Genomic DNA, 22,214 nt, shown 5'->3' with positions numbered 1-22,214 from the left:
AATGAATATTCTTTTTTTAACACTTGCTGATTTTCGCTCTATTGAAGATAAAGGTATTTATCAGGATCTTTTACGTGTTTTTAGAAATGAAGGTCATGCAGTTACTATTGTAAACCCAGTGGAAAGAAGAAAAAAAATAGGTACGAACTTAAATACCAATCACGGAATAAATCATCTTCAAGTAAAAACCTTAAATATTTCCAAAACTAATATACTAGAAAAAGGTTTGGCTACAGTGGCAATTGAATATCAGTACTTAAAAGCTATAAAAAAATATTTTTTAGATATAAAATTTGATTTGGTCTTATATTCCACACCCCCAATTACTTTTTTTAAAGTAATTAAATATATTAAAGATAGAGATAATGCCTTTGCCTATTTATTATTAAAAGATATTTTTCCTCAAAATGCAATAGATATGGGTATGATGAAAAAAGGAGGATTGCTTCATAAGTATTTTGAAAAAAAAGAGAAAGAGCTCTATGCAATATCAGATACCATTGGTTGCATGTCTGAAGCTAATAAGCAATTCATAATTGAAAACAACACTAACCTTTCTACGGAAAAAATAGAAGTAAATCCTAATACTATTAGCCCTATTTTCATTAAGTATAATAATCAAGAAAAAAGAGAGGTTAAAAAAAAGTACAACATTCCTTTAGATAAGATTGTATTCGTTTATGGTGGTAATTTGGGTATTCCTCAAGGTATTGATTTTTTAATTGAAACAATTGCTACTCTTAATGAACCTTCAGCGCATATTTTGGTGATTGGCAATGGTACTCAATATAACAGGTTGAAAAATTGGTTCGATGATAAAAAACCATCAAATGCCACTTTGTTTAATAAACTTCCCAAAACTGAATATTCTGCTTTACTTGCTGCTTGCGATGTTGGCTTAATATTTTTAGATAAAAGATTTACTATTCCGAATTTTCCTTCCCGACTATTGGCATATCTAGAAATGAAAAAACCAGTATTGGCAGCAACCGATGTAAACACAGATATTGGAAGAGTAATCGAGTCTGCAAATTGCGGTTACTGGGTCGAAGCTGGAAATCTTATAAAAATCCAGAATATTATCTCAAAATTATGTAATGATAATTTAATTGAAATGGGGGAAAATGGATGGAGGTTATTACAAAAAGAATATTTGGTAGAACGAAGCTATAAACTAATATCGGAAAAAATAGATGTATAAACTTTTTATCAAACCCTTTTGTGATTTCCTAGTTGCTTTAATGGGATTATTAATATTATGTCCAATATTTATAATTGTTACTATTAGTCTTTTTTTTGCCAATAAAGGAAAACCTATTTTAATTAACCACCCTGGCTGGCAAAAAACAACCATAGAAAAAGAGAATTTAGGTTGTGTTTTACCAGAAAACCTTACTCAACAAGCGGTACAAAATTTCTGTAATTATCCTAAAGATATAGCTTTGCATGAACAGCAGAAATACAATGCGCACAAAGTTGCAAAAGAAAAATTTTCATTAGAAGTTGCTACAATTAAATATTTAAATATTTTAAAATGTATAAAAACTACATAAAACCACTAATAGACTTTTTCTTTGCCTTATTAGGGTTATTGCTACTAAGCCCTATATTTATTTTACTTTCTCTATTGGTTTGGAAAAAATTAGGAGCACCTATTCTATTTAAGCAAGAACGTCCAGGAAAAAATGGAATGCCTTTTTATCTATACAAATTTCGTTCTATGACGAATGACACCGATGATTTAGGAAACCTACTGTCTAATGAAAAAAGACTAACTAAATTTGGTAAAAAATTAAGATCTACAAGTCTAGATGAATTACCAAGTTTACTAAATGTACTGAAAGGTGATTTAAGTCTAGTAGGGCCTAGACCTTTACGGATGAGGTATCTTCCTTATTTTTCTACAAAACAAAACACTAGACATACTGTAAGACCTGGTATTACAGGTTACGCTCAAGTCAATGGTAGAAGCAATTTAGATTGGGATACAAAGCTAAACATGGATGTATATTATGTAGAAAACATAAGCTTATGTCTAGACATTCGAATTTTACATAAAACTTTTATTAATGTTCTTTTTAAGAAAGATACTACTCCTAATAACTCTAATTTCGAAATGCCGTTTGATGAATATGTAAAGAATAAAAAAAATGCGTAAACAAGATCAAGAACTTTCAAAAAAATATAAAAAAAATAAACGTTTTGAACATGTAGTATCATCATTGAATGAGCAACTGTTTCATTCTCAACAAAATATCTTAGAAAACCTTGAAGAAAAGCACCCTAGTATACACATTTTAGGCGCACCAAGATCTGGAACCACACTTTTGTCCCAGTTAATCCCATCTTATTTACCGGTTGGTCACATTAATAACCTTATAGCCACATTTTGGAAAGCTCCCATATATGGAATCGAACTTTCAAAAAAACTTATCCAACAAGAGTACCAAAGTAATTTTACATCAGATTTTGGAAGGACCTCCGCTATAAATGAACCTCATGAGTTTGGCTATTTTTGGAATTATCATTTACAATATGATGATTTGACACAAAAACTTAAAAGCCACGAAAAGAATATTGACTGGCTTCAATTATCAACGGTCATCAAAAACATGACACATAGTTTTCAAAAACCTATAGTATTTAAATCTTTTTTATTAGGCTTTCATGCTAAGTTATTTTATGAAACTTTACCTAAAAGTTGTTTTATCTATGTAAAAAGAAATATTGTGGATAATGCACTCTCTATAATTAAACTACGTGAAAAACTAAATGGAGATAAAAATTTATGGGGCTCTATTAAACCAAAACAATATCCCCAATTAAAAAATTTAACCGTTTATGAACAAGTAATAGGTCAAATTTTATGTTTAGAACATGAATATTTAGAACAATTAGAAACAATACCTCAAAAAAATAAGTTAATCTGTAACTATGAAGATATTTGTAATGATCCTACTTCTTTTTTAGAAATGGTAAACCAAAAGTTTCTTACAAACAGCGAGATTCCAATAAAGAACATCAGTCCATTTAAGATAAATAAGAGACAAATTAATGTAGATGACAAAAAAGAAATTTTAAGTGCAATAGATAAAATACATAACTTATACCCAAATTTGAAAACTATATAAAGTAAATGGAAGCTATACCTAATTTTAAAATAATAACCACAGATAATCCCCAATGGAATGAACTTGTTAAAAAATCCAAAATATATGATTTTCACCATACTCCATGTTACCATGCTTTAGAAAAAAAAGAAAAAGAGTCTCCTCTGCTTTTTGTTGCTGAAAGCACTCAAGAAAATATATGCTTGCCACTTATTATAAAAAAAATACCTAAAACGCAATTATATGATGCAACCTCAGTATATGGGTACGCAGGGCCTATAGCAAATAAGCCGATAGACCAGCTTTCAAAAAATTTAATCATTTTTTTTAAAAAAAATCTCTTAGATTTTTTTATAGAAAACAATATAATAAGTGTTTTTTCGAGATTACATCCTATTTTTAAGCAATCTAATTTATTTGAAAAATTTGGAACTGTAATAGACTTAAATAAAACAATAGCCTTAGACCTTACACTCAGCCCACAAGAACAAAGAAAAGATTATAGGAAATCTAACAAGTCTGAAATTAATCAATTAAAAAAGAAAAAAGGATATACAGTTACAGAGGCAACCAAAGAATTTCAAATAGAAGAATTTGTTTCTATTTATCACGAAAATATGTCTCGAGTTAACGCAAAAGATTATTATTTTTTTAATCTAAAGTATTTTAAAAGTTTACTTAACAACCCATGCTTTAATTGCAAACTATTAGTTGCAATCAAGGATGATAAAATTACTGCTGGAGCTATTTTTACTATTACCAAGTCTATCATGCAGTACCATTTGGCTGGGACAAGAGAAGAGTATTTTAGAGATACTCCTATGAAGTTAATTTTAGATGAAGCTAGACTGATAGGAAATGAAATGGGGTTACAATACTTGCATTTAGGAGGAGGTGTTGGGGGTAGTGATGAAGATTCACTCTTTCGGTTTAAGTCAGGTTTCTCAAAAAACTTTTTTCAATTTAGTGTTTGGAACTTAATTGTAGATAAAGAAGAATATGATAAGCTAGTTTTGGAAAGAAAAGTTAAAAAAGAAGATTATCCAAACTTCTTCCCTTTATATAGAGCAAACTAATAGTTAAATTAATGCTTATTCCTTTCCAAGTTTTTTTAAAACGAACTATCGATTTTTTATTCTCTTTTGTAGGAAACTTGCTATCATTACCTTTAATAATATTAGCATTAATTATAAGTAGTCTTGAGACGAGAAAGTGGGGTATATACTCCAGTACCCGCATTGGTCAAAACGGAAGACCCTTTACCATGTGGAAAATAAGAACAATGAAGAATATTGAAGGATTAGATACAACGGTAACTACTAGCAAAGATCCTCGTATCACCCCATTTGGTCAATTTTTACGCCGGACTAAACTTGATGAACTGCCGCAATTATGGAATGTTATAAAGGGAGATATGAGTTTGGTAGGCCCTCGCCCTGATGTACCCGGATTTGCAGATACATTGATAGGTGAAGATAGAATACTACTTAGCGTTCGTCCAGGAATTACAGGACTTGCAACTTTGGCATATCGGGATGAGGAACAACTTTTAGCCAAACAAAAAGATCCAGAACAGTATAATAAAGAGGTAATTTGGCCAGAGAAAGTTCGGTTAAATAAGTATTATATTGAACATTACAGTCTTTGGTTGGATTTTAAAATTATATATAAAACGATTTTTGGAGGTAATATTTCCGTTTAGAAATATTTAAAAAGTATAACTATAACTTAATCCAACCCCTGATTTATCATTTTGCTCGTCATTATAATCGTAACCAAATTCTAACGATACTTTTCCTAGTTTTTCAAAATTATATGTTGTTTTTAAAAAAACATATGCTCTATTTTCTTTAGATGAAAAAGGTTGAGAATATGAACCGAAATTTTCAGAAACAGAAATTTTTCCTAAAAGATCAATATTTTTAATAGAACCCAACATTCCTATATGAGCTCCTCTTATCCTATTGTTTTCGATTAATTGAGTAATTGATGTATTATCAAAAAAAGGAAATCCTATAATACTTTTATCATAGCGCCATCCAGTCATATAAATTCCATTGTTAAAATAATTATCGCGACCGCTACGCCCAAATCTCCCACTTTGGCTTACTGTTTGAAAATATTCCAGTACGATTCCTTTTAAAAACCCTGTATAGTCTTCTTGATTTGGTTTGTAATAAAAACCCCAAATTCCATCAGGAAAGTTTTTTAAGGCTGTTCCTGAGCCATCTTCAAATGGATGTTGGTGGTAGAGTTTAAATTCCCCTATTGTCGGTGCATATGTATATTCCAGATTATAAATGCCTAAATGATTACCTAATGCATTTAATCTTTCGTTATCGTTTGTACTCTCTAATGAATTTTTTGCAAAAAAAACATTTAAAAAATCTGAAAATGCTTGTTTTTGTTTTCCGAATTCTGGGGAAGTGCCTCCCCATTGAGCATAATGCTCAATCCCAAATCTAAGCGTGCTTTTATTGCCTATACCCCAATTTATGTATAGTTTTTTATAGTGAATCATCGTATTCTTGGTAACACGATTATCATTCAATTCGTAGTGCCCTATTCCTCCTTCTATTCCAAAATTTTCAAATATTGAAATAGGTTTTGTTGTTTCAACTAAAACTCCAGGGATGGCTCGTGCATTTCCGGAAATTAAAAAGTTGTTATCAACTACTGAGAGTCCTTGAAAACGATCCTCCGAGTTTTTTGCCCCTACGATTGCTCGTAACCAAGTGTTTTCAAATTGTATGTATACTTCATCTCTTTGAAGCCTGTCTTCTACTCCATTGCGAAGAAAAAAACTAACTCCGGCAGATAGTTTTGCTTTGTTATTTTCAGAATAATCATATAAAACTTTCGTTCCGCCTTGAAAAATTCCATCGGTTTGTGAGGATAGTGCTCCGTTTTTATTGGTAATCATCCAAAAGGGAAGTTCATCTTCGGTAGAATAATATCCTGATGTTGAGAGGGTGGTTTCAAATTCTACTTGAGAAAGACCCGCTGTTGTTGCCGTTAAAAAAATGAGGAGTGTGGAAACTTTTGAAACAAAGTTCATAGATTTTTTGTCTTTGATAATTTATAAGCTTACTTCTTTTGTGCTTTTATTTTCAGAAGTTTCATCTAAGCTTTCAAATTCAGAATTTTTACTGATAAATTCAGGTACTAGTTTTTTTAATTTCTTTACAAGATCTGTATCATCATAACGCAGTGCTGCTTCAACTATTTTAAATACTCTTCTATCTACAAAATCAAAATCTTTGGTAACTTCTTTACCAATCATAATTTTTTCATGATGTGTAGGCAGTGCTTTACTTGTATCACTTATCAACTCTTCATATAGCTTTTCTCCGGGCCTTAGTCCGGTGATCTTAATTTCGATATCTTGATTGGGCTTAAAACCTGCCAATTTAATCATCTTTACAGCTAAGTCCATTATTTTTACGGGCTCACCCATATCAAAAATAAAAATTTCTCCTCCTTTACCCATTGCACCAGCTTCTAATACCAATTGGCAAGCTTCGGGAATGGTCATAAAATATCTAATAATATCTGGGTGAGTGATGGTGAGTGGTCCTCCTTTTTCAATTTGCTTTTTAAATAATGGAACAACGCTTCCATTTGAGCCTAAAACATTTCCGAAGCGAGTGGTAATGAATTTTGTTTTGCATTTTTTCCCCTCTTTGTCTGTATGAAAATTTCTAGCTTGTACGTACATTTCGGCAGCACGTTTTGAAGCTCCCATTACATTACTAGGGTTTACCGCTTTATCGGTTGAAACCATTACAAACCTTGAAACTTTATAAGTTACGGCAAGGTCTGCTATATTTTTGGTTCCGTAAATATTTGTGATAATCGCTTCTGGAGAATTTTCTTCCATTAAAGGAACGTGCTTATAGGCAGCTGCGTGGTAAATTACGTTGATATTGTTGTTTGAAAACAATTTGTTTAACCTACGCCTATTTGTAACATCACAGATAATAAATTTGAAATCCACATCGGGATGTTTACTTAACAACTCAAGCTGTAAGGTGTGCATTGGTGTTTCGGCTTGATCTAATACCAATACTTGTTTTGGGCTAAAATGAGCTAATTGTCTAACAATTTCACTTCCTATAGAACCAGCTCCGCCTGTAACTAATATTACTTTACCTTTTAATTGTTTTGATTTTTCTTCATCGTGTAATTTTATAGGTTCGCGTTCTAATAAATCTTCAATTTGAAGGTTTTTTACTTGTTTAGCTACCGATGTATTTTCACTCCAGTCTAACACCAAAGGAGAATTATAGACCTCAATATTATTTTCAAGGCAGTCTTCTACCATGTCATACTTTTGTTTGGAGGTCAAGGAGTTTCCAGATAAAATAACGGCTGTTGCATCTAGACTTTTAACAGCTTCACTTAATTTACCTTTTATTTTAACTACAGGTTTTCCTAAAATCAATAATCGTTTGTCTGAAGCTTGTGTAGAAGCAAAACCTTTTATTTTGAAACGTTGCGGATGCTCAATATCGAGTGCAGCAGCGATTGATATAGCATTTTCGTCAATTCCAACAATTACAGCATTTTCTGAAGTAATTCCTGTTTGATGGATTTTAAAATACTCATAGAGTTGTTTTACCGCTAATCTAAACAGAAATAAAAATGTAAATGAAAAGAACGAGTAAACTACTAATGCAGAGGTTAAGAATATTTTTTCAGAAACTATAGATAACACAACAAGGTTGATAATCAATAGTACTAAAAAAGTGCTGGCACTTGCCAAAAACAATTTTAAAGCATCCATAAAGGATGAATGACGTATTAACCCTGCATAGGTTTTATATAACAACATAAAACCAACATTGATACCTAACACAAGGACTATTTGTTGCCAAGCTGAAATAAGCTGCAAATGATTAATGTGAAGGTCTCTAAGCGTAATTACAGTTAGTACAATAGAGCAGACAAGGAGGAAAATGTCGATACCTAATACCAACCACCTGGGTAGGTATCTAACATTACGGATATCCAACCTGCTTTCTTTGGAAGAAAGAATAAGCTTTAAAGCTCGAAATATTTTGTTTTTCATACTACATTATCAGTTAATAAAGTGGGGAGTTATTAACTAAAATACGTTCTCACAGCATTTTCGATTCTATCCTTTTGTGAATCAGATAAATTTGATCCTGAAGGCAAGCACAATCCCTTTTTAAATATTTTTGAGGCCGTATTGTCTCCATAAAATTTGGCCCCATCATATACAGGTTGCAAGTGCATTGGTTTCCACAAAGGTCTACTTTCTATGTTAAATTTTTGCAAAAATAATCGTAAATTTTCAATAAATGGTTGATTATCGGGTTTTTCGTACGTTATAGCCGTTAACCAATGATTACTATAATAATCTGAATTCGGTTCAGAAAACACGTTGATGCCATCTATTTCTTTAAATAGATTTTTATAAAATTTGTTGTTATTCCGTCTTAATGCTACGTGTTTATCAAGAACTTCCATTTGTCCTCTTCCTATACCTGCAACTATATTACTCATACGGTAATTATACCCTATTGTTGAATGTTGATAGTGCGGTGCCGCATCTCTAGCTTGTGTAGCTAGAAATATAGCCTTCTCTTTTGTCTCTTTATCTCGACATACCAAGGCTCCTCCTCCAGAGGTTGTAATGATCTTATTTCCGTTGAACGATAAAATAGAAAAATCACCAAACGTACCACACTTTTGATTTTTATATGAAGAACCTAATGCTTCGGCAGCATCTTCAATTAAATAAACATTGTGTTTTTTACAAACAGCTTCAATTTTATCAATTTTTGCTGGCATACCGTATAAATGAACAGCAATTACAGCTTTTGGCTTTTTCCCTCTTTTTATTCCGTCGAGAATTGCTTCTTCTAAAAACTCTGGTGACATATTCCAGGTTTCTGCCTCACTATCAACAAAAACCGGTGTAGCTCCCATATATTTTATAGGATTTGAGGAACCACAAAAAGTAAAGGTTTGGCATAATACTTCATCTCCTGCTTCTACTCCTGCCATATCTAATGCCAAATGTATAGCACCCGTACCCGATGAAACACAAGCAACGTGGGCGTCTTGACCTAAGTAGGTTTCTAGATCGTTTTCAAAACCGGTTACATTAGGACCTAAGGGCGCGATCCAATTTTCAGCAAAAGCCTCATTGATGTAGTTTTGTTCTGTACCTCCCATATGAGGTGAAGAAAGCCATATTTTATCTTGCATGTTGTGTAATTAGAGCTCTAATTTAAATTTTAAAATAGTTTCCCAAAATTTAACGATTATAGATTAAGTTACGGAAAGAATTTGATAAATTTTTAATAGATGTATTGAGGACAAATTTATAAAACTCTTCTAGCTTAAATTGTCTTTTTTCAAGAGATTCTTGAGATAAAAGAATTATTTCATTTATGTTTTTAACCCAAATATCTGGTTTTAAAGGTAAAATCGTGTTTAAAACATAATCGTTGGCACCCTGCCAAGGCAATCCGTTACTTCCAATTACCGGTGTATTGTTTTCAATAGCCTCAAAAAAAGAATAACAAAAACTTTCTGATATGGAGGGAATTACGGCCAAATCTATTTGCTGATAAACCTCAGCAAGTTGATTGTAAACATACGGTCCTTTAAAGAAAACCCTGGATTCTAAGCCTTGATTTACAATTAACCTATCCAATTTTTTCTTATATACCATTTCAGTTTCTACCCCATAGATATGAAATATTATATGGTGGGGCAAATGAGGCATTATATTTATAATAAATTCAATATTTTTTATGGAAGCTATTCGTCCTAAAAAACCAATTATAAAACTGGAAGATTGTGAATTTTCAAGTTTAGTACTTAAAAATGTATTCTTTAATGGGTCTGCAAAAATTAAACTTTTAAAGCTTTTAAAAACTGAATAAGAGTGTTTTTTTTCCTCTTCTGTTGAATAATGAATATAAACCGGCTTTTGTGTTACTTTTAATAGCAATTTATACAATTGTAAATAAGCGCGTTTTTTCAAATTTATAGAGCCTGAAAGCAATTGACCTCTTGTGCTTATTAAAATTGTAGTTCTCTTTGAATAAAGTAAGGTAAGAAGTGGGATAAAAGAAGACGGGATACTATAAACCGAATTTATCCAAACTATTTCACTTGAGTTTAAAATAGGTAAAAGTGTGCTGTACTTAAATTGCTGTACAGTGACAATCTTGTGATTTTTTACGCTATCTTCAATTGCAGTGTTTTTGACGTCTGTGTATTCAGTTATGATTTGAATAGCATACTTTTCTTTCAAGAGATCACAAACTCCAATTATGGACTGTAAAGGACCATCTGAACCACCACCGGGTTTATGATAAGGCAGTAAAATACTAATCATCATAGTTTTTAAAGAGGTCTTAAATATAGCTTATATCGCATCATATAAAGATAAATATGTGTTGGAAATTGTATCCAAATCATAAAGTCTACTATTCTCTATCCCTTCAGCAATCTTTTGTTGGATAAATTCATTGGTATACAATTTTTTAAATCCATTTTGAATTTCTTCTACATCTTTTGGATTAACAAAAATCGCCTCTTTTGCCACAGTTGTAAGTGGTTCTATATTTGAAGTAACTACAGGCAGCCCACATGCTTGGGCTTCAATAATAGGTAAACCAAATCCTTCTGCTTCTGAAGCAAAGTAAAGAACATCTGTTGTGTTATATAATTCAAACAACAAATCTTCATGTACTGATGAATAGACTTTAGATTTATCGGCAATTTGATGCTTTTCAATTAACCTATTTATAGATTTGGTCTGTGAATGAACAAAATGGTATTGACAATTCATATTCTTTGTTGTCTCAATCAACCGTTCATAATTTTTGGATGCTTTTGAGCCAATTTGTAAAATTTGCATTGTTTTACTTTCTGAAAAAATACGTTTTCTTACCTGTAGTTTATCTTTAGGTATCACCAAAGGGTTAGCAATAACTTTCACCTTTGTTTTTGCAGTTGGAAAAAAACGTAATAAATCATCTTTTGTATTTTCTGAAACTACAACAATATTTGTACTAAAGTAAATTGGCAACGTATAATACAACGTATCATAAACTATTTTCTTTATTCCCTTAAAGCTTTTATAATGGTGAAAATCGTGTATGGTTAATACTCTTTTTTGAAACGGAAATGCCATAATCATATAATGGCAACCTCCTGTCACGTGAATTATATCGTTTCTTCTAAACAAAGACTTGAAAAAATGTATCAAGAAACAAAACACATCGTAATTATGGTTTAAAATCAATGTATTAAACCTGAAAGAAGATAGATTTTGTTTAGCTAATGTGCTGTAAATTGACGTATAGACTTTTTCGATACTATAGTTACCTACATTCCTTTTTCTGAATACAAACAAAACTTTTTTTGAGCTCATTATTGCATTCTTTTAAGGTTGAATCGTTTTAACATCCCTACTTGTTTTATGAGGTAGTTTTTTGAGTCAAGAGATATAAATACATATTGATAATAGAGCAAACAAAAAACGATTGTAGAAAGCGCACAAATAACCCAAAACGAAATGTTTATTACATTTAGATATAATAAAAATGTAATGTATAACACGGTAAAGAGGTTTAAGTAAAAACGTATTTTATTGTTTAAATCCGGTGAAAAAACTTGAAATGATTGATAAGGTAGATAGATTGCATTAACGATTAATTCAGATAAAAACATAGCAGATAAAACACCATACAACCCATACGGTTTGAAGGTTATTATAGCTACCAAAAGAATGACAGCTCGTAAAATTGAAGTTGTCAAAACTACTTTTGATTTATTAATACTAGAGAAAAATGTAAAAATAATTTTACCATAATTTTGAACTAGTAAAATAACGATTAAAGAGCTATATAACACAAGGTTAAATGTGAGCTTACCTTTAGTCCAATATCCAAATAATTGTTCAATAAAAGTAAGCGAAATTAAATATCCTATAATTAATACACTCGCAGTACTCAGCCAATATATTTTAAAAACATCTTGTATTTTCTGAAATTTTTTCTGAATATATAAATTTATCAATTCCGGATTGAGAGGTATACTTATAATCTCGCCAATTTTTAATCCAATATTGACAATCGTTCTGGTAGCTACAAACAACGGAAGAAAAGAAACTCCCATTAGTATTGAGATAATAAGTACAATCCCATCGTTTCGTAAGCGTTCTAAAAAATTACTTACCACAAATGGAATTGATTTTTTAAAATTTAAAAATCCTGTTTTAAAAGTTCCGTATTGCCACCAAGGGTAAAGATCTGGCAGTGTCTTTTTTAAGGAAAGTAACACACAAATTGAAAACACAGTTTTCACGCAAACCCAAACAATTGCGAGTTTAATAAGTGACAAACCCCATACTGCAACTCCTGCCAATATTAAAAAATCAAGTAACCGTTCAACGGTTGCAAACTGAAATGATTTATAGATTAACCCAAAAGGGTTTAGAGTTTTTACAACAATTCCTTTAAAGGATCCTATTACCATTCGGTATACAAAAAGAATAGCCAAAACCATCGTAATTGTTGTATCGTTTATGTCTGTTTTTAAAATAATTTGTAATAATCCGCTTTTAAAAAGACAATAAACGATAGCCAATTCAAACACACCCGTTAATAAATTGGCTCGTAAAGCAGAACCTAGTACATTTTTGGCTTCTTCAGGATTTGAGTTTATAAGTGCGTTAAATTTATTTCCAATATATGTAGCGTGGCCATATTCTAGTACCTGAATGATATTAAAAATACTGAAAAGCGCAATCCAAGCTCCATAAAATTTTAAATCCCAATACGTTAACAGAATAGGAATTAACAATACAGAATACAAAGTATGAATGACTGTGTGTATTGTTTTATACCTAAACGATTTAAAAAGCATTGTTGCCATTATCTAATGCTACTTTACTTGAAGTAAAAATCTTGAAATACAGATTTAAAAATTGATGAAGTAATATTCATAAAATCTTGCCACAAATTAAAAAAAATACCCAAACCGGTCTAAATCTTCTTTAAAAACGTCTGATATGATTTTTTTTGAAACTTCAGAAAATTCATCCTTATAATTGAAATTCTCTGTTTTTTTCTTCCAAACCAGTGGCTTAGCCGAAAATTTAGTTGCCAAGGTTTTATAATCCTTTTGTAGAGATTCAAATTTGATAATGTTAAGTGAATAGGCTTCAGCACCTACTAACCATTCACTTTGTGGAATAAACATAATTTCTCTATCACGATACGCTACATCTTTTTCTAAAAATACTTTTTTTACCCAATCATCAAAGGATATTGGGTGCGTTTTCATTTTGTTTTGATTGGTTTGTATACGGTAGTAATATTCTGAAACGACTTTATCAAACGGATTGCGAATGGCTGTCCATACTTCAAGATCTTCAGGAAATGATTCATTAAACTTTTTTTTATATAACTTTTTATAAGCAGAAAATGTATGATGAGCTTCTGTTATTTCAAGGCTATTGGCAATAGATGAGCCAGCAGTCCTATTTATATGAATAAACAAGGGTTTTTCACGGGTTTTAATCTGCTCTAAATAAGTATTTAATAATTTAGGACGCACCCAAAGGTCTAAATATAGTTTTTGATATACGCCCCATTTGCTATAAAACATATCCCAATTGTTTTATGAAAGGTTCGCAGAGTTGTGAATAGGTATGTTTTTCTTTTTGTGTTAAAGAACTCCAATCTAGGGCTGATAGATTAATTGGTTTCCCTTTTAAACTTGCTTTTACAACCTGTCTCACTTTATATCTTGTAGACGTATTTTTATTTGGAAGTGAGAAAGAGCTTACTTTTGAAGTATCTATTCCTAAATAAGTTACAAAAGTTTTTAAAGCAACCGAATTTTTTGTCAATTCTTCAAACCTAAAAAAGGGATCATTACTTTCCAAAATATATGAGTGAGCTTTTTTGTAGTACCAGCAAAGCTTTTCAAAGCGAGACGCGGCACTCCAAGATTCTGAAAAGGGATCATCATCACTTGGGTATTGATTGATTATATAATCGTCTTCAGTAAACAAACTACGTATGTAAACGCTTTCTAGATAGGTTTTGGGGTGACGTACGATAAATACTTTGGTCCAACCTAAATTATGGAGTTTCTGAGCGTTTGCAAATCGCAAATAAGGATTAACCTCTATGTAATATTCTGTAGTATTCTTTTCGGCAATAGAATCTCTTTCTTCTAGGTATGAGTTTGTAATAGTAGAAAACTCTTTGAGTTGTGACAAAAAAAGAAAAGGAAGGTCTTTAGCCCCTTCTCTATGATGAAAGCACGTTACATTAGGGATTGAGTTTAAAAAATATGATAAGCTCTTAGTACCAGTCCTACCTATAGAGGTTATAAGAATCTTTTTCATATTTTTAAAAGTAATGTCTTTACAAAATCATCCCTGCTGCTACAGTTTCGTTTGTAAGTGTATCAACTAATACAAAGCTTCCTGTATTTCTATTATCTCTATACTCATCAATCATTAATCTGCGTGTTGTTCTAATAGTTACGCGAGCAATATCGTTCATATTTAAGCTCTTATCCTCTTCATCTCTATCATATGTGTTAATGTCAATTTTATACAACACATCTTTAATCATCGCAGTTTGTTCATTAGAAGTATGTAGAATAGTGTATTTTGCTCTAGATTTTGCAGAATCATTATTTAACCAGCAAATCATTGCACTAAATTCTTGCTCGGCTTCAGGTCTATTGTTAACCTTAACAATCATATCACCACGACTCACGTCGATATCGTCTTCTAGCGTAATTGAAACTGACATAGGAGCAAAAGCCTCTTTGATGGGACCATCATAAGTATCAATAGATTTAATTTTTGATGTAAATCCTGAAGGCATTACAGCTACTTCATCATTGGGTCTAAAAATTCCACTTGCAACTCTACCTGCATATCCGCGGTAATCAATAAAGCCATCACTTTGTGGTCTTAGTACTGTTTGAACAGGAAAACGAGCATCAATTTTATTTATATCACTGCTTATGTGAATATTTTCGAGTGTATGAAGTAATGGTGCACCTTGATACCAATCCATATTTTCTGAACGGTTTACTACATTATCTCCCAATAAAGCAGAAATAGGTAAAAATCGAATGTCTCTTACATAAAGCTTTGATGAAAATTCTTCAAATTGTGTAATGATATCGTTGTACACTTTTTCAGAAAAATCAACCAAATCCATTTTATTAACACAAACAACAATGTGAGGGATTTGTAACAACGAAGCTATAAAAGCGTGTCGCTTGGTCTGCTCTATTACTCCATTACGAGCATCTATTAAAATCAATGCTGCATTTGCGGTAGAAGCTCCCGTTACCATATTACGGGTGTATTGAATATGACCTGGAGTATCAGCAATTATAAACTTTCGCTTTGGTGTTGTAAAATAACGATAAGCTACATCAATAGTTATACCTTGCTCTCTTTCATCTTTTAAGCCATCTGTAAAAAGTGCTAAATCAACTCCTTCATGTCCTTTACGCTTACTTGTTGTTTCAACAGCTTGTAATTGATCTTCAAATATTGCTTTACTATCATACAACAACCTTCCTATCAAGGTACTTTTACCATCGTCTACACTTCCTGCTGTTGTAAATCGTAATAATTGGTTTTCGTTAATTTCCATCGTAATCTCTGCGCTTTAATTTTTTTAAAAGTATCCTTGTCGTTTTCTGTCTTCCATTGAAGTTTCACTGCGTTTATCGTCAGTACGATTTCCACGCTCGGTTTGTTTCATTGCAGAAACCTCAAGTGCAATTTTTTCTAGTGTATCTGCATCAGATTCTATGCCTCCGGTAATTGTTATATCTCCTAGCGTTCTGAATCTTACTTTTTTAGTAACAACTTCTTCGTCATCCTCAAGTTTTAAATGTTCTGAAACAGGAATCCAAGAATCATTACGCCATACCACTTCGCGTTCGTGTGCGAAATATAAAGAAGGAATCTCAATATTTTCTCTTTGAATATAGTTCCAAACATCCATCTCGGTCCAATTGCTTATTGGAAACGCTCTAAAATGTTCTCCTTCAAAATGTTTACCGTTTAAAATATTCCAAAGCTCGGGACGCTGATTTTTAGGGTCCCATTGTCCAAAATCATCTCTATGAGAGAAGAAACGCTCTTTTGCACGAGCTTTTTCTTCATCACGGCGTCCTCCTCCTATGGCACAGTCTACATTATTGTTTTCAATTGCATCGAGTAGCGTTGTTATTTGCAATGCATTTCTAGTTGCGTTTTTGCCTTTTTCTTCGGCAACTCTTCCTTGATCTATTGATTCTTGCACAGAACCAACAATTAATTGTGCATCTAACTTTTTAATAAGATCATCCCTAAACTGAATAGTCTCCGGGAAGTTATGACCTGTATCAACGTGCATTAAAGGAAAGGGAATTTTGGAAGGGTAAAAGGCCTTTTTTGCCAAATGAGTTACCAAAATAGAATCTTTACCTCCTGAAAACAGGATTACCGGGTTTTCAAATTGAGCCCATACTTCTCGCAATATATAGATTGCTTCAGACTCTAATTCGTCCAGATAATTTAAATAATACTTACTCATAGTTTGTTATAGTTCTAGTTTGGGTTGTATTTTTTTTATGATATTATCAACAGCTTCGTCTATTGTTGTTTCTGTTGTATCTATTCTTATATCAGGGTTTTCGGGTGCTTCATAAGGTGCGTTGATGCCTGTAAAATCTTTAATCAATCCTTTTCTAGCTTTTTTATATAACCCTTTTACATCTCTTTTTTCACACTCCTCTATTGGTGTGTCTATGAAAATTTCGACAAAGTTAACATCTTTAACCGTTTTTCTTACGCTTTCTCTATCCTTTTTATATGGAGAAACAAATGCTGCTAAAACAACGATCCCTGCATCAATGAATAAAGAGGCTGTTTCGGCAATTCTGCGAATATTCTCGGTGCGATCTTCAGGTGCAAAACTTAAATCGTTATTAAGGCCTTTGCGCACATTGTCTCCATCCAAAGTATATGTATGGATTTTATTAGTATACAGTTTTTGTTCAACTGCATTGGCAATGGTTGATTTTCCTGACCCGGACAAACCTGTAAACCAAAGCAAAACCGATTTATGGTTTTTTAAACTAGCACGCTTTTCTTTATTTATTTTAAAGTTATGTGGAATTATGTTTTCTTCCATAATGAGTTTTATTTTCTTAAAAAGAAGTTTCTAATTTTTCCTAAAGGTAATCGCAGCCACAACCTTTCATGAATGTAGTATAGAATAAATTTTGAAACCAGCTCTGTAATTGCTACAAATAAAGCAATTTCATCAAATGAGTTCAATATTACTCCAGAAATTATAAATGTTCCGGTTGTAGCAATTATGCGCCATGAAATGGTTTTATATAGAGTTTGCCGAGGGTTTACCTCTTTTCCGTATAGAATTTTTTGCCATATGCGTTCGTGCACATAATATACTGCCAGTTTGATAAAAAATTCAAAAAAGCCAATTTTTAAAGCGCTATCTATACTACAATTTCCGTTGAGGCACGTAATTAACAGTACAACGAGAATAGTATCTGCTGTTGCTATACAACGCCACGAAATTCCTTTTAAAATACTACGATAATGAGATTCTCGTTTGTATTGAGCCATAGTAAGCTTATTTAGCTTCGATTAGACACTAAAAACCAAGGGTTTAATAAATTTTCTTTATTATACTCTAATGGTTTATTTGCTGGCAAAGCTGTGACAGATATTCCTACGGCTTTACAAATTGCGTGTCCTGCAGCCGTATCCCACTCCATTGTTGGAGCATACCGAGGATATAAATCTGCTTTTCCTTCAGCAACTAGACAAAATTTTAAAGAACTTCCTTTTGAAACAATTTCTACTTCTTCTTTTTCTGAAATATTATTAATAAATTCTTTTGTTTCATCATTTAAATGAGAGCGACTTCCAACAATACGTGCTTTTGAAGCACTAGATGGTTTAATTTCACGAGCATTTGCTATAATTTCTGAAATAGGAGTTTGGTGTTTTTCCAATTCAATTTTATAGGCTTTCTCTTCTGAAACCTTAGTGAAATATAGTGTTTTAAAATCTGGAACATATAACGCAGATAAAATTGGTGCTCCATTTTCTACCAATGCTATATTTACGGTAAACTCACCGTTTCTCTTAATAAATTCTTTTGTTCCGTCAAGTGGGTCAACGATCCAGCATTGGTTCCATTCCTTACGCTCTGAATAAGCTACTTCCTTATTTTCTTCACTAATAATAGGAATGTTTGTCGTCTTAAGATGCGACATTATAATTGCATTTGCTCGTTTATCTGCAATAGTAAGTGGAGATTCATCTTCTTTGGTTTCTACTTCAAAGTTTGAAGCGTAAACGTTCATTATTTCTTCTCCAGCTTCTAGCGATGCTTGTATGGCGATGTGTAGTATATCCAAGATAGGTTTATAAAATGATTATTGTAATGGGAAAATTAATTTGTAATCTTCTTTTTAATTTCAGGGTAAAAATGTCTAAATAAAATATAAAGTGAGCCCAATATCAATCCAACCAATAAAAACTGAATGAGAATTAAAGGCTTCTTTGGGAATGATTCTTCCAAAGGAATGGTTGCTGGTTTTATAATTGTAAAAACAGGCGTGTCTTTTTTTACATTCAACTTTGCAGTTTCTAGTTCTCCCGCTATTTGAGAATAAATATTTGAAGACAAATTGTATTCTGTTTGTAACTGTTCTAATCTGTTTTGAGCTCTATTGCTTATTACATTTATATTTCGATCCTTATAACTTGCTAAGGTTGCTCTTTTATTAAAATAATCTTCCTCAGTTTCCTCAAAACGTTCGCTAATATATTTTAACTCTTGTCTGGCTTTTTTAATATTATATTCTATTATAAACTCTTGTAAGAGATTTTGAATATTATTTGTAAGCCGGGCAGAAGCTTCGGCTTCGGGGAATGTGGTTTTAATTTCTATATACCCGTCTACATCATTGATATTTACTGAAAAATTTGAGTACAAATAATCTAATTGTTGTTTTTCTTTCAGAGTTAAATAATAAGCAGATGAATCTCTTTTCTTTAAAGGCTTACCTTCTTCTGAACTTTTAAATAATTTAATAATTTTTCCTGGTAAACCAATAGTGTAACCCTTTACAGTACTCAATACACCGGGTTTTCTTAAATTTTCAAGATAATATGAAACGGTTACTAAACTGTCTCGCTCGTTAACCGGAATTTTAGATTCTAATAATTGTTTTTTGAACGGTGTACTTTCTACAATTAAAGGATATTGCATTGGTAAAATTACATCGGTGCCAGATTCTCCAACGTTAACACCAATTAAACTGGCAATCCCACTTATTTTTTTTCCTAGCTTTTTACTTGATGAAATTTGTGATACAAATACTGATGATGATGAGTATTCTTTTGGCAATAAAAATGCAACCAGTAATCCTAGTACTAGGAAAACAATTGCAAATTTTAGAATTACTTTTCTAGATCGATTTAAAATCTTTACAATTTCAAGTGTATCAACTTGAAAAATTGATTTTTCAGACGTTTTTTCGTTTTCCATACTACTGAAGTAATCTATCTATTAAAAGTCCTAACGTAGTAAGACCTGTACTTATTCCTATCACTTCTTGTGTTGTAAGCTTATTTCTATTTTCAGGTTTTGCAGGTACCAATATAGCAGCTCCCGGTTCTAATTTTGGATAACTTCTGAAAAATAAAAAATGCTTAGTAGATGCAATATCACCATTTGCATAAACTACATAGGTTTTTCCTTTTTTAGCATCGGTTGAAAAACCACCAGATTTACTAATGTAATCCTTAAGTGTCATTCCTTTTTCATATCTAACTAAAGAAGGTACCAACACTTCTCCTTCAACTTTTACAGTCTGCTTGGTTGATGGTATAATTAATTGATCACCTGTTTTAAGTACAAGGTTGTGTTTTGAGTCTTCATCATCAATAATATCTTGAAGGTTTATTCCAACTCTAAATTCTCTTCGGTTTTTAAGTGTATCGTCTTCACTACCGGTAACCTCTTCTTTTTCTGCCAAACCTTCAAAAGTTTCTTTTAAGGTTTCTTCTTTATAGAAAGGATTCTTTCTCACCAAGGTTGCGCCTTCAACAAAAGCATATTCTGTTACACCTCCTGCTCTATTTAATAAATCTGAAATTTTTTCATTTTTATTTTCAATCGTATAACTACCCGGGTAATTTGCTTCACCTGAAACAACTACCTTTATTTGCTCAGAAAATCCACGTAAATAACGTACTGAAACACGATCGTTGGGTTGTAACACAAAGTTTGAACCGTCTTCAAGAGTTAACTGGCCATTTGCTGAAACCTTGAAGTTTTTACTTAATGTTTCATAATTATCATCATCTACGCGTCTGTAAATATCAATCTTGCTTACGTTGGCAGCATCTGTAAAACCTCCTCCAACTAGAACAAGATCTTCAACTGTCATGTTTTGTACATAAGGGATGGTTTTAGGATTGTTTACAGCTCCATCGATTGTTAATGTGTAGCTTTCAGATAAATTGTATTTATTAAAAATTTCAACACGGTCATCAGGTTGCAATTGAATTTCTGTTTTACCTGAAAGTACTTCTGAAACTGAAAATGGAGTAGCTGTTTCTATCACTCCGTCATTGGTACTAAATAACAATCCTCTTTGTAAAAAGGCTTGATCGTTAACTCCTGCCGCTTTACTAATTAAATCTTTAACCGTAATACCTGGTGTAAACTCATATCTTCCAGGTCTATACACAGCACCTTCAATAGATATTTTGTTTTCAAACTTATCAATTACACTTTTTACAGCCAATGAGTCGCCATCTTGCAATGGGGTTTCTTTTTCGTTATCAACTAATATTTCTTTTACTACTTTTCTATCTCCTTCAATTCGTTCAAGTACAACTCGTTCTTTATAAGCATTTGAAGTAAATCCGCCTGAGAACAATAATAAATCATTTAAGGTTTCGCCAGCTTTCATTTCATATTTACCTGGACGTTTTACACTTCCTGAAATACCTACTCTTGAAATGTAAGGTGCAACAATTATTACATCTTGATCTCGTAAGGTTTTATTACCTATTTGAGAACCGTTAATTAAATAATCATACACATCAAAGAAAGTAATTTCTTCGCCGTTTCTTACCAACTTGATTTCTCTAAAAGTTCCTTGCTTGGTAGGACCTCCGGAGGCATATAAAGCATTTAACACCGTAGATAGTGCGCTTAAAGAGTACGTTCCCGGCACTTTTACTTCACCAATAATATTTACCTGTACAGTTCTTACATTTACTAACGAAATATTTAAAAACACCTTATAAGGACTACTATCTGAAGCATTAATTCCTGAATAAATTCGTTTTAATTTATTTTTAATTTTTGCTGAAGCTTCTTCCATTGTTAAGCCGCTCACATAGATAAGCCCAATATTTGAAATGCGTATAGCTCCCTCTCTATCAACTTCAACGCTATAATTGGTCTCGGCCGCTCCCCATAAGTTTATTGAAATCTCATCACCAGGTCCCAGTTCATAATTGGTTGGTGTAGCCAGATTCATATTGGGAGTAAATGAAATGTTTTGATTATTAAAAAAATCATACCCAAATAGTGGATCTTTTGTTACACCTTCTTTTATTTCATTTCCGGTGAAACCAAGTTTTGGAGTCTCGTCAATCTCACGCAAACTATCAATTTGTTTGCCTTCTAAAGATTTGGTTGAATCACCCATTTCATTGAGTCTTCTTTCTAATTCGGCAATTTGAGACGGTGAAATACCTCTAGAAGCAGCTATTGCTTTTAGTTGCTCCATAGTATAACCCTGAGCTTTTGCTTTTTGCCAGTAGGCTTGTATTTGCTCATCGGTTAAATCTTCAACATTTGAGGATAACACAGATGGGGAAGGAACTGTTTGAGCCTCAATAGACGGAACCGCTAAACAAAATAACACTAAGAAGAAAGTTATGGTTTGTTTACTAATTATATTCATTATTTTTATTGAAATATTTACTAGTGATGTTGTTCTTTATTGAACGCGCAAATATAACAA

21 protein-coding genes are annotated in these 22,214 nt (G+C 32.1%); 6 read left to right on the top strand and 15 right to left on the bottom strand.

The window, feature by feature from the left end; all coding sequences use genetic code 11:
• The first annotated feature begins 1 nt into the window (after position 1).
• The 6 genes from INR76_RS09905 to INR76_RS09880 are packed head-to-tail and all read left to right on the top strand — an operon-like array spanning position 2 to position 4,812.
• Entirely contained in the window at positions 2-1,201 is a 1,200-nt protein-coding gene (locus INR76_RS09905; RefSeq protein ID WP_223107756.1) for a glycosyltransferase family 4 protein, read from the top strand.
• Positions 1,194-1,553: a hypothetical protein gene (locus INR76_RS13960; protein WP_255592580.1), complete on the top strand. Its 360-nt coding sequence runs from the start codon at positions 1,194-1,196 to the stop codon at positions 1,551-1,553. The genes INR76_RS09905 and INR76_RS13960 overlap by 8 nt, the downstream gene beginning before the upstream one ends.
• On the top strand, positions 1,535-2,158 hold the full coding sequence (locus INR76_RS09895) for a sugar transferase (RefSeq protein WP_223107755.1): 624 nt from the start codon (positions 1,535-1,537) through the stop codon (positions 2,156-2,158). Before INR76_RS13960 ends, INR76_RS09895 begins: the two co-directional genes overlap by 19 nt.
• Positions 2,151-3,131, top strand: coding sequence for a sulfotransferase (locus INR76_RS09890; RefSeq protein WP_223107754.1), 981 nt, complete (start codon positions 2,151-2,153; stop codon positions 3,129-3,131). Before INR76_RS09895 ends, INR76_RS09890 begins: the two co-directional genes overlap by 8 nt.
• 5 nt (positions 3,132-3,136) lie before the next feature.
• A complete protein-coding gene (locus INR76_RS09885) occupies positions 3,137-4,186 on the top strand; it encodes a GNAT family N-acetyltransferase (RefSeq protein WP_223107753.1) in 1,050 nt (349 codons plus the stop codon).
• An 11-nt stretch (positions 4,187-4,197) separates the two neighbouring features.
• Complete coding sequence (locus tag INR76_RS09880; protein ID WP_223107752.1) at positions 4,198-4,812, top strand: sugar transferase; 615 nt, start codon at positions 4,198-4,200, stop codon at positions 4,810-4,812.
• 6 nt (positions 4,813-4,818) lie between these two features.
• Here INR76_RS09880 and INR76_RS09875 read toward each other — a convergent pair whose 3' ends face one another.
• The 15 genes from INR76_RS09875 to INR76_RS09805 form a co-directional block, all read right to left on the bottom strand.
• Positions 4,819-6,168, bottom strand: a complete 1,350-nt coding sequence (locus tag INR76_RS09875) for a capsule assembly Wzi family protein (RefSeq protein ID WP_223107751.1) — start codon at positions 6,166-6,168, stop codon at positions 4,819-4,821.
• A 21-nt stretch (positions 6,169-6,189) separates the two neighbouring features.
• The gene (locus INR76_RS09870) at positions 6,190-8,181 is read right to left on the bottom strand and encodes a nucleoside-diphosphate sugar epimerase/dehydratase (protein WP_223107750.1); all 1,992 of its coding nucleotides are present in this window, start codon (positions 8,179-8,181) and stop codon (positions 6,190-6,192) included.
• Between the two features lie 32 nt (positions 8,182-8,213).
• Positions 8,214-9,347: a DegT/DnrJ/EryC1/StrS aminotransferase family protein gene (locus tag INR76_RS09865; RefSeq protein ID WP_223107749.1), complete on the bottom strand. Its 1,134-nt coding sequence runs from the start codon at positions 9,345-9,347 to the stop codon at positions 8,214-8,216.
• A 49-nt stretch (positions 9,348-9,396) separates the two neighbouring features.
• Positions 9,397-10,491 (bottom strand): glycosyltransferase, encoded by a 1,095-nt coding sequence (locus INR76_RS09860; protein ID WP_223107748.1) that lies wholly within the window; start codon positions 10,489-10,491, stop codon positions 9,397-9,399.
• A gap of 27 nt (positions 10,492-10,518) precedes the next feature.
• Positions 10,519-11,529, bottom strand: coding sequence for a glycosyltransferase (locus INR76_RS09855; RefSeq protein WP_223107747.1), 1,011 nt, complete (start codon positions 11,527-11,529; stop codon positions 10,519-10,521).
• Positions 11,529-13,034, bottom strand: coding sequence for a hypothetical protein (locus tag INR76_RS09850; protein ID WP_223107746.1), 1,506 nt, complete (start codon positions 13,032-13,034; stop codon positions 11,529-11,531). The genes INR76_RS09855 and INR76_RS09850 overlap by 1 nt, the downstream gene beginning before the upstream one ends.
• Positions 13,035-13,121: 87 nt before the next feature.
• Entirely contained in the window at positions 13,122-13,769 is a 648-nt protein-coding gene (locus INR76_RS09845; RefSeq protein WP_223107745.1) for a sulfotransferase family 2 domain-containing protein, read from the bottom strand.
• Positions 13,759-14,517, bottom strand: a complete 759-nt coding sequence (locus tag INR76_RS09840) for a hypothetical protein (RefSeq protein WP_223107744.1) — start codon at positions 14,515-14,517, stop codon at positions 13,759-13,761. The genes INR76_RS09845 and INR76_RS09840 overlap by 11 nt, the downstream gene beginning before the upstream one ends.
• A 19-nt stretch (positions 14,518-14,536) precedes the next feature.
• Complete coding sequence (locus tag INR76_RS09835) at positions 14,537-15,793, bottom strand: sulfate adenylyltransferase subunit 1 (protein WP_223107743.1); 1,257 nt, start codon at positions 15,791-15,793, stop codon at positions 14,537-14,539.
• 24 nt (positions 15,794-15,817) lie between these two features.
• Positions 15,818-16,723, bottom strand: coding sequence for a sulfate adenylyltransferase subunit CysD (cysD, locus tag INR76_RS09830; protein WP_223107742.1), 906 nt, complete (start codon positions 16,721-16,723; stop codon positions 15,818-15,820).
• 6 nt (positions 16,724-16,729) lie between these two features.
• Complete coding sequence (gene cysC / locus INR76_RS09825; RefSeq protein WP_223107741.1) at positions 16,730-17,323, bottom strand: adenylyl-sulfate kinase; 594 nt, start codon at positions 17,321-17,323, stop codon at positions 16,730-16,732.
• Between the two features lie 8 nt (positions 17,324-17,331).
• The gene (locus INR76_RS09820; RefSeq protein WP_223107740.1) at positions 17,332-17,781 is read right to left on the bottom strand and encodes a DUF2061 domain-containing protein; all 450 of its coding nucleotides are present in this window, start codon (positions 17,779-17,781) and stop codon (positions 17,332-17,334) included.
• Positions 17,782-17,792: 11 nt separating this feature from the next.
• Complete coding sequence (cysQ, locus tag INR76_RS09815; RefSeq protein ID WP_370632395.1) at positions 17,793-18,581, bottom strand: 3'(2'),5'-bisphosphate nucleotidase CysQ; 789 nt, start codon at positions 18,579-18,581, stop codon at positions 17,793-17,795.
• Positions 18,582-18,616: 35 nt separating this feature from the next.
• The gene (locus INR76_RS09810) at positions 18,617-19,717 is read right to left on the bottom strand and encodes a GNVR domain-containing protein (RefSeq protein WP_223107739.1); all 1,101 of its coding nucleotides are present in this window, start codon (positions 19,715-19,717) and stop codon (positions 18,617-18,619) included.
• Position 19,718: 1 nt separating this feature from the next.
• Positions 19,719-22,154, bottom strand: coding sequence for an SLBB domain-containing protein (locus INR76_RS09805; protein ID WP_223107738.1), 2,436 nt, complete (start codon positions 22,152-22,154; stop codon positions 19,719-19,721).
• Positions 22,155-22,214 lie beyond the last annotated feature (60 nt).

It is taken from the genome of Marixanthomonas sp. SCSIO 43207, assembly GCF_019904255.1.
In the GTDB taxonomy this organism is placed as follows: domain Bacteria; phylum Bacteroidota; class Bacteroidia; order Flavobacteriales; family Flavobacteriaceae; genus Marixanthomonas.
Note: the sequence above shows the minus strand (reverse complement) of the source record. Positions and strands in the feature narration are given on the sequence as shown.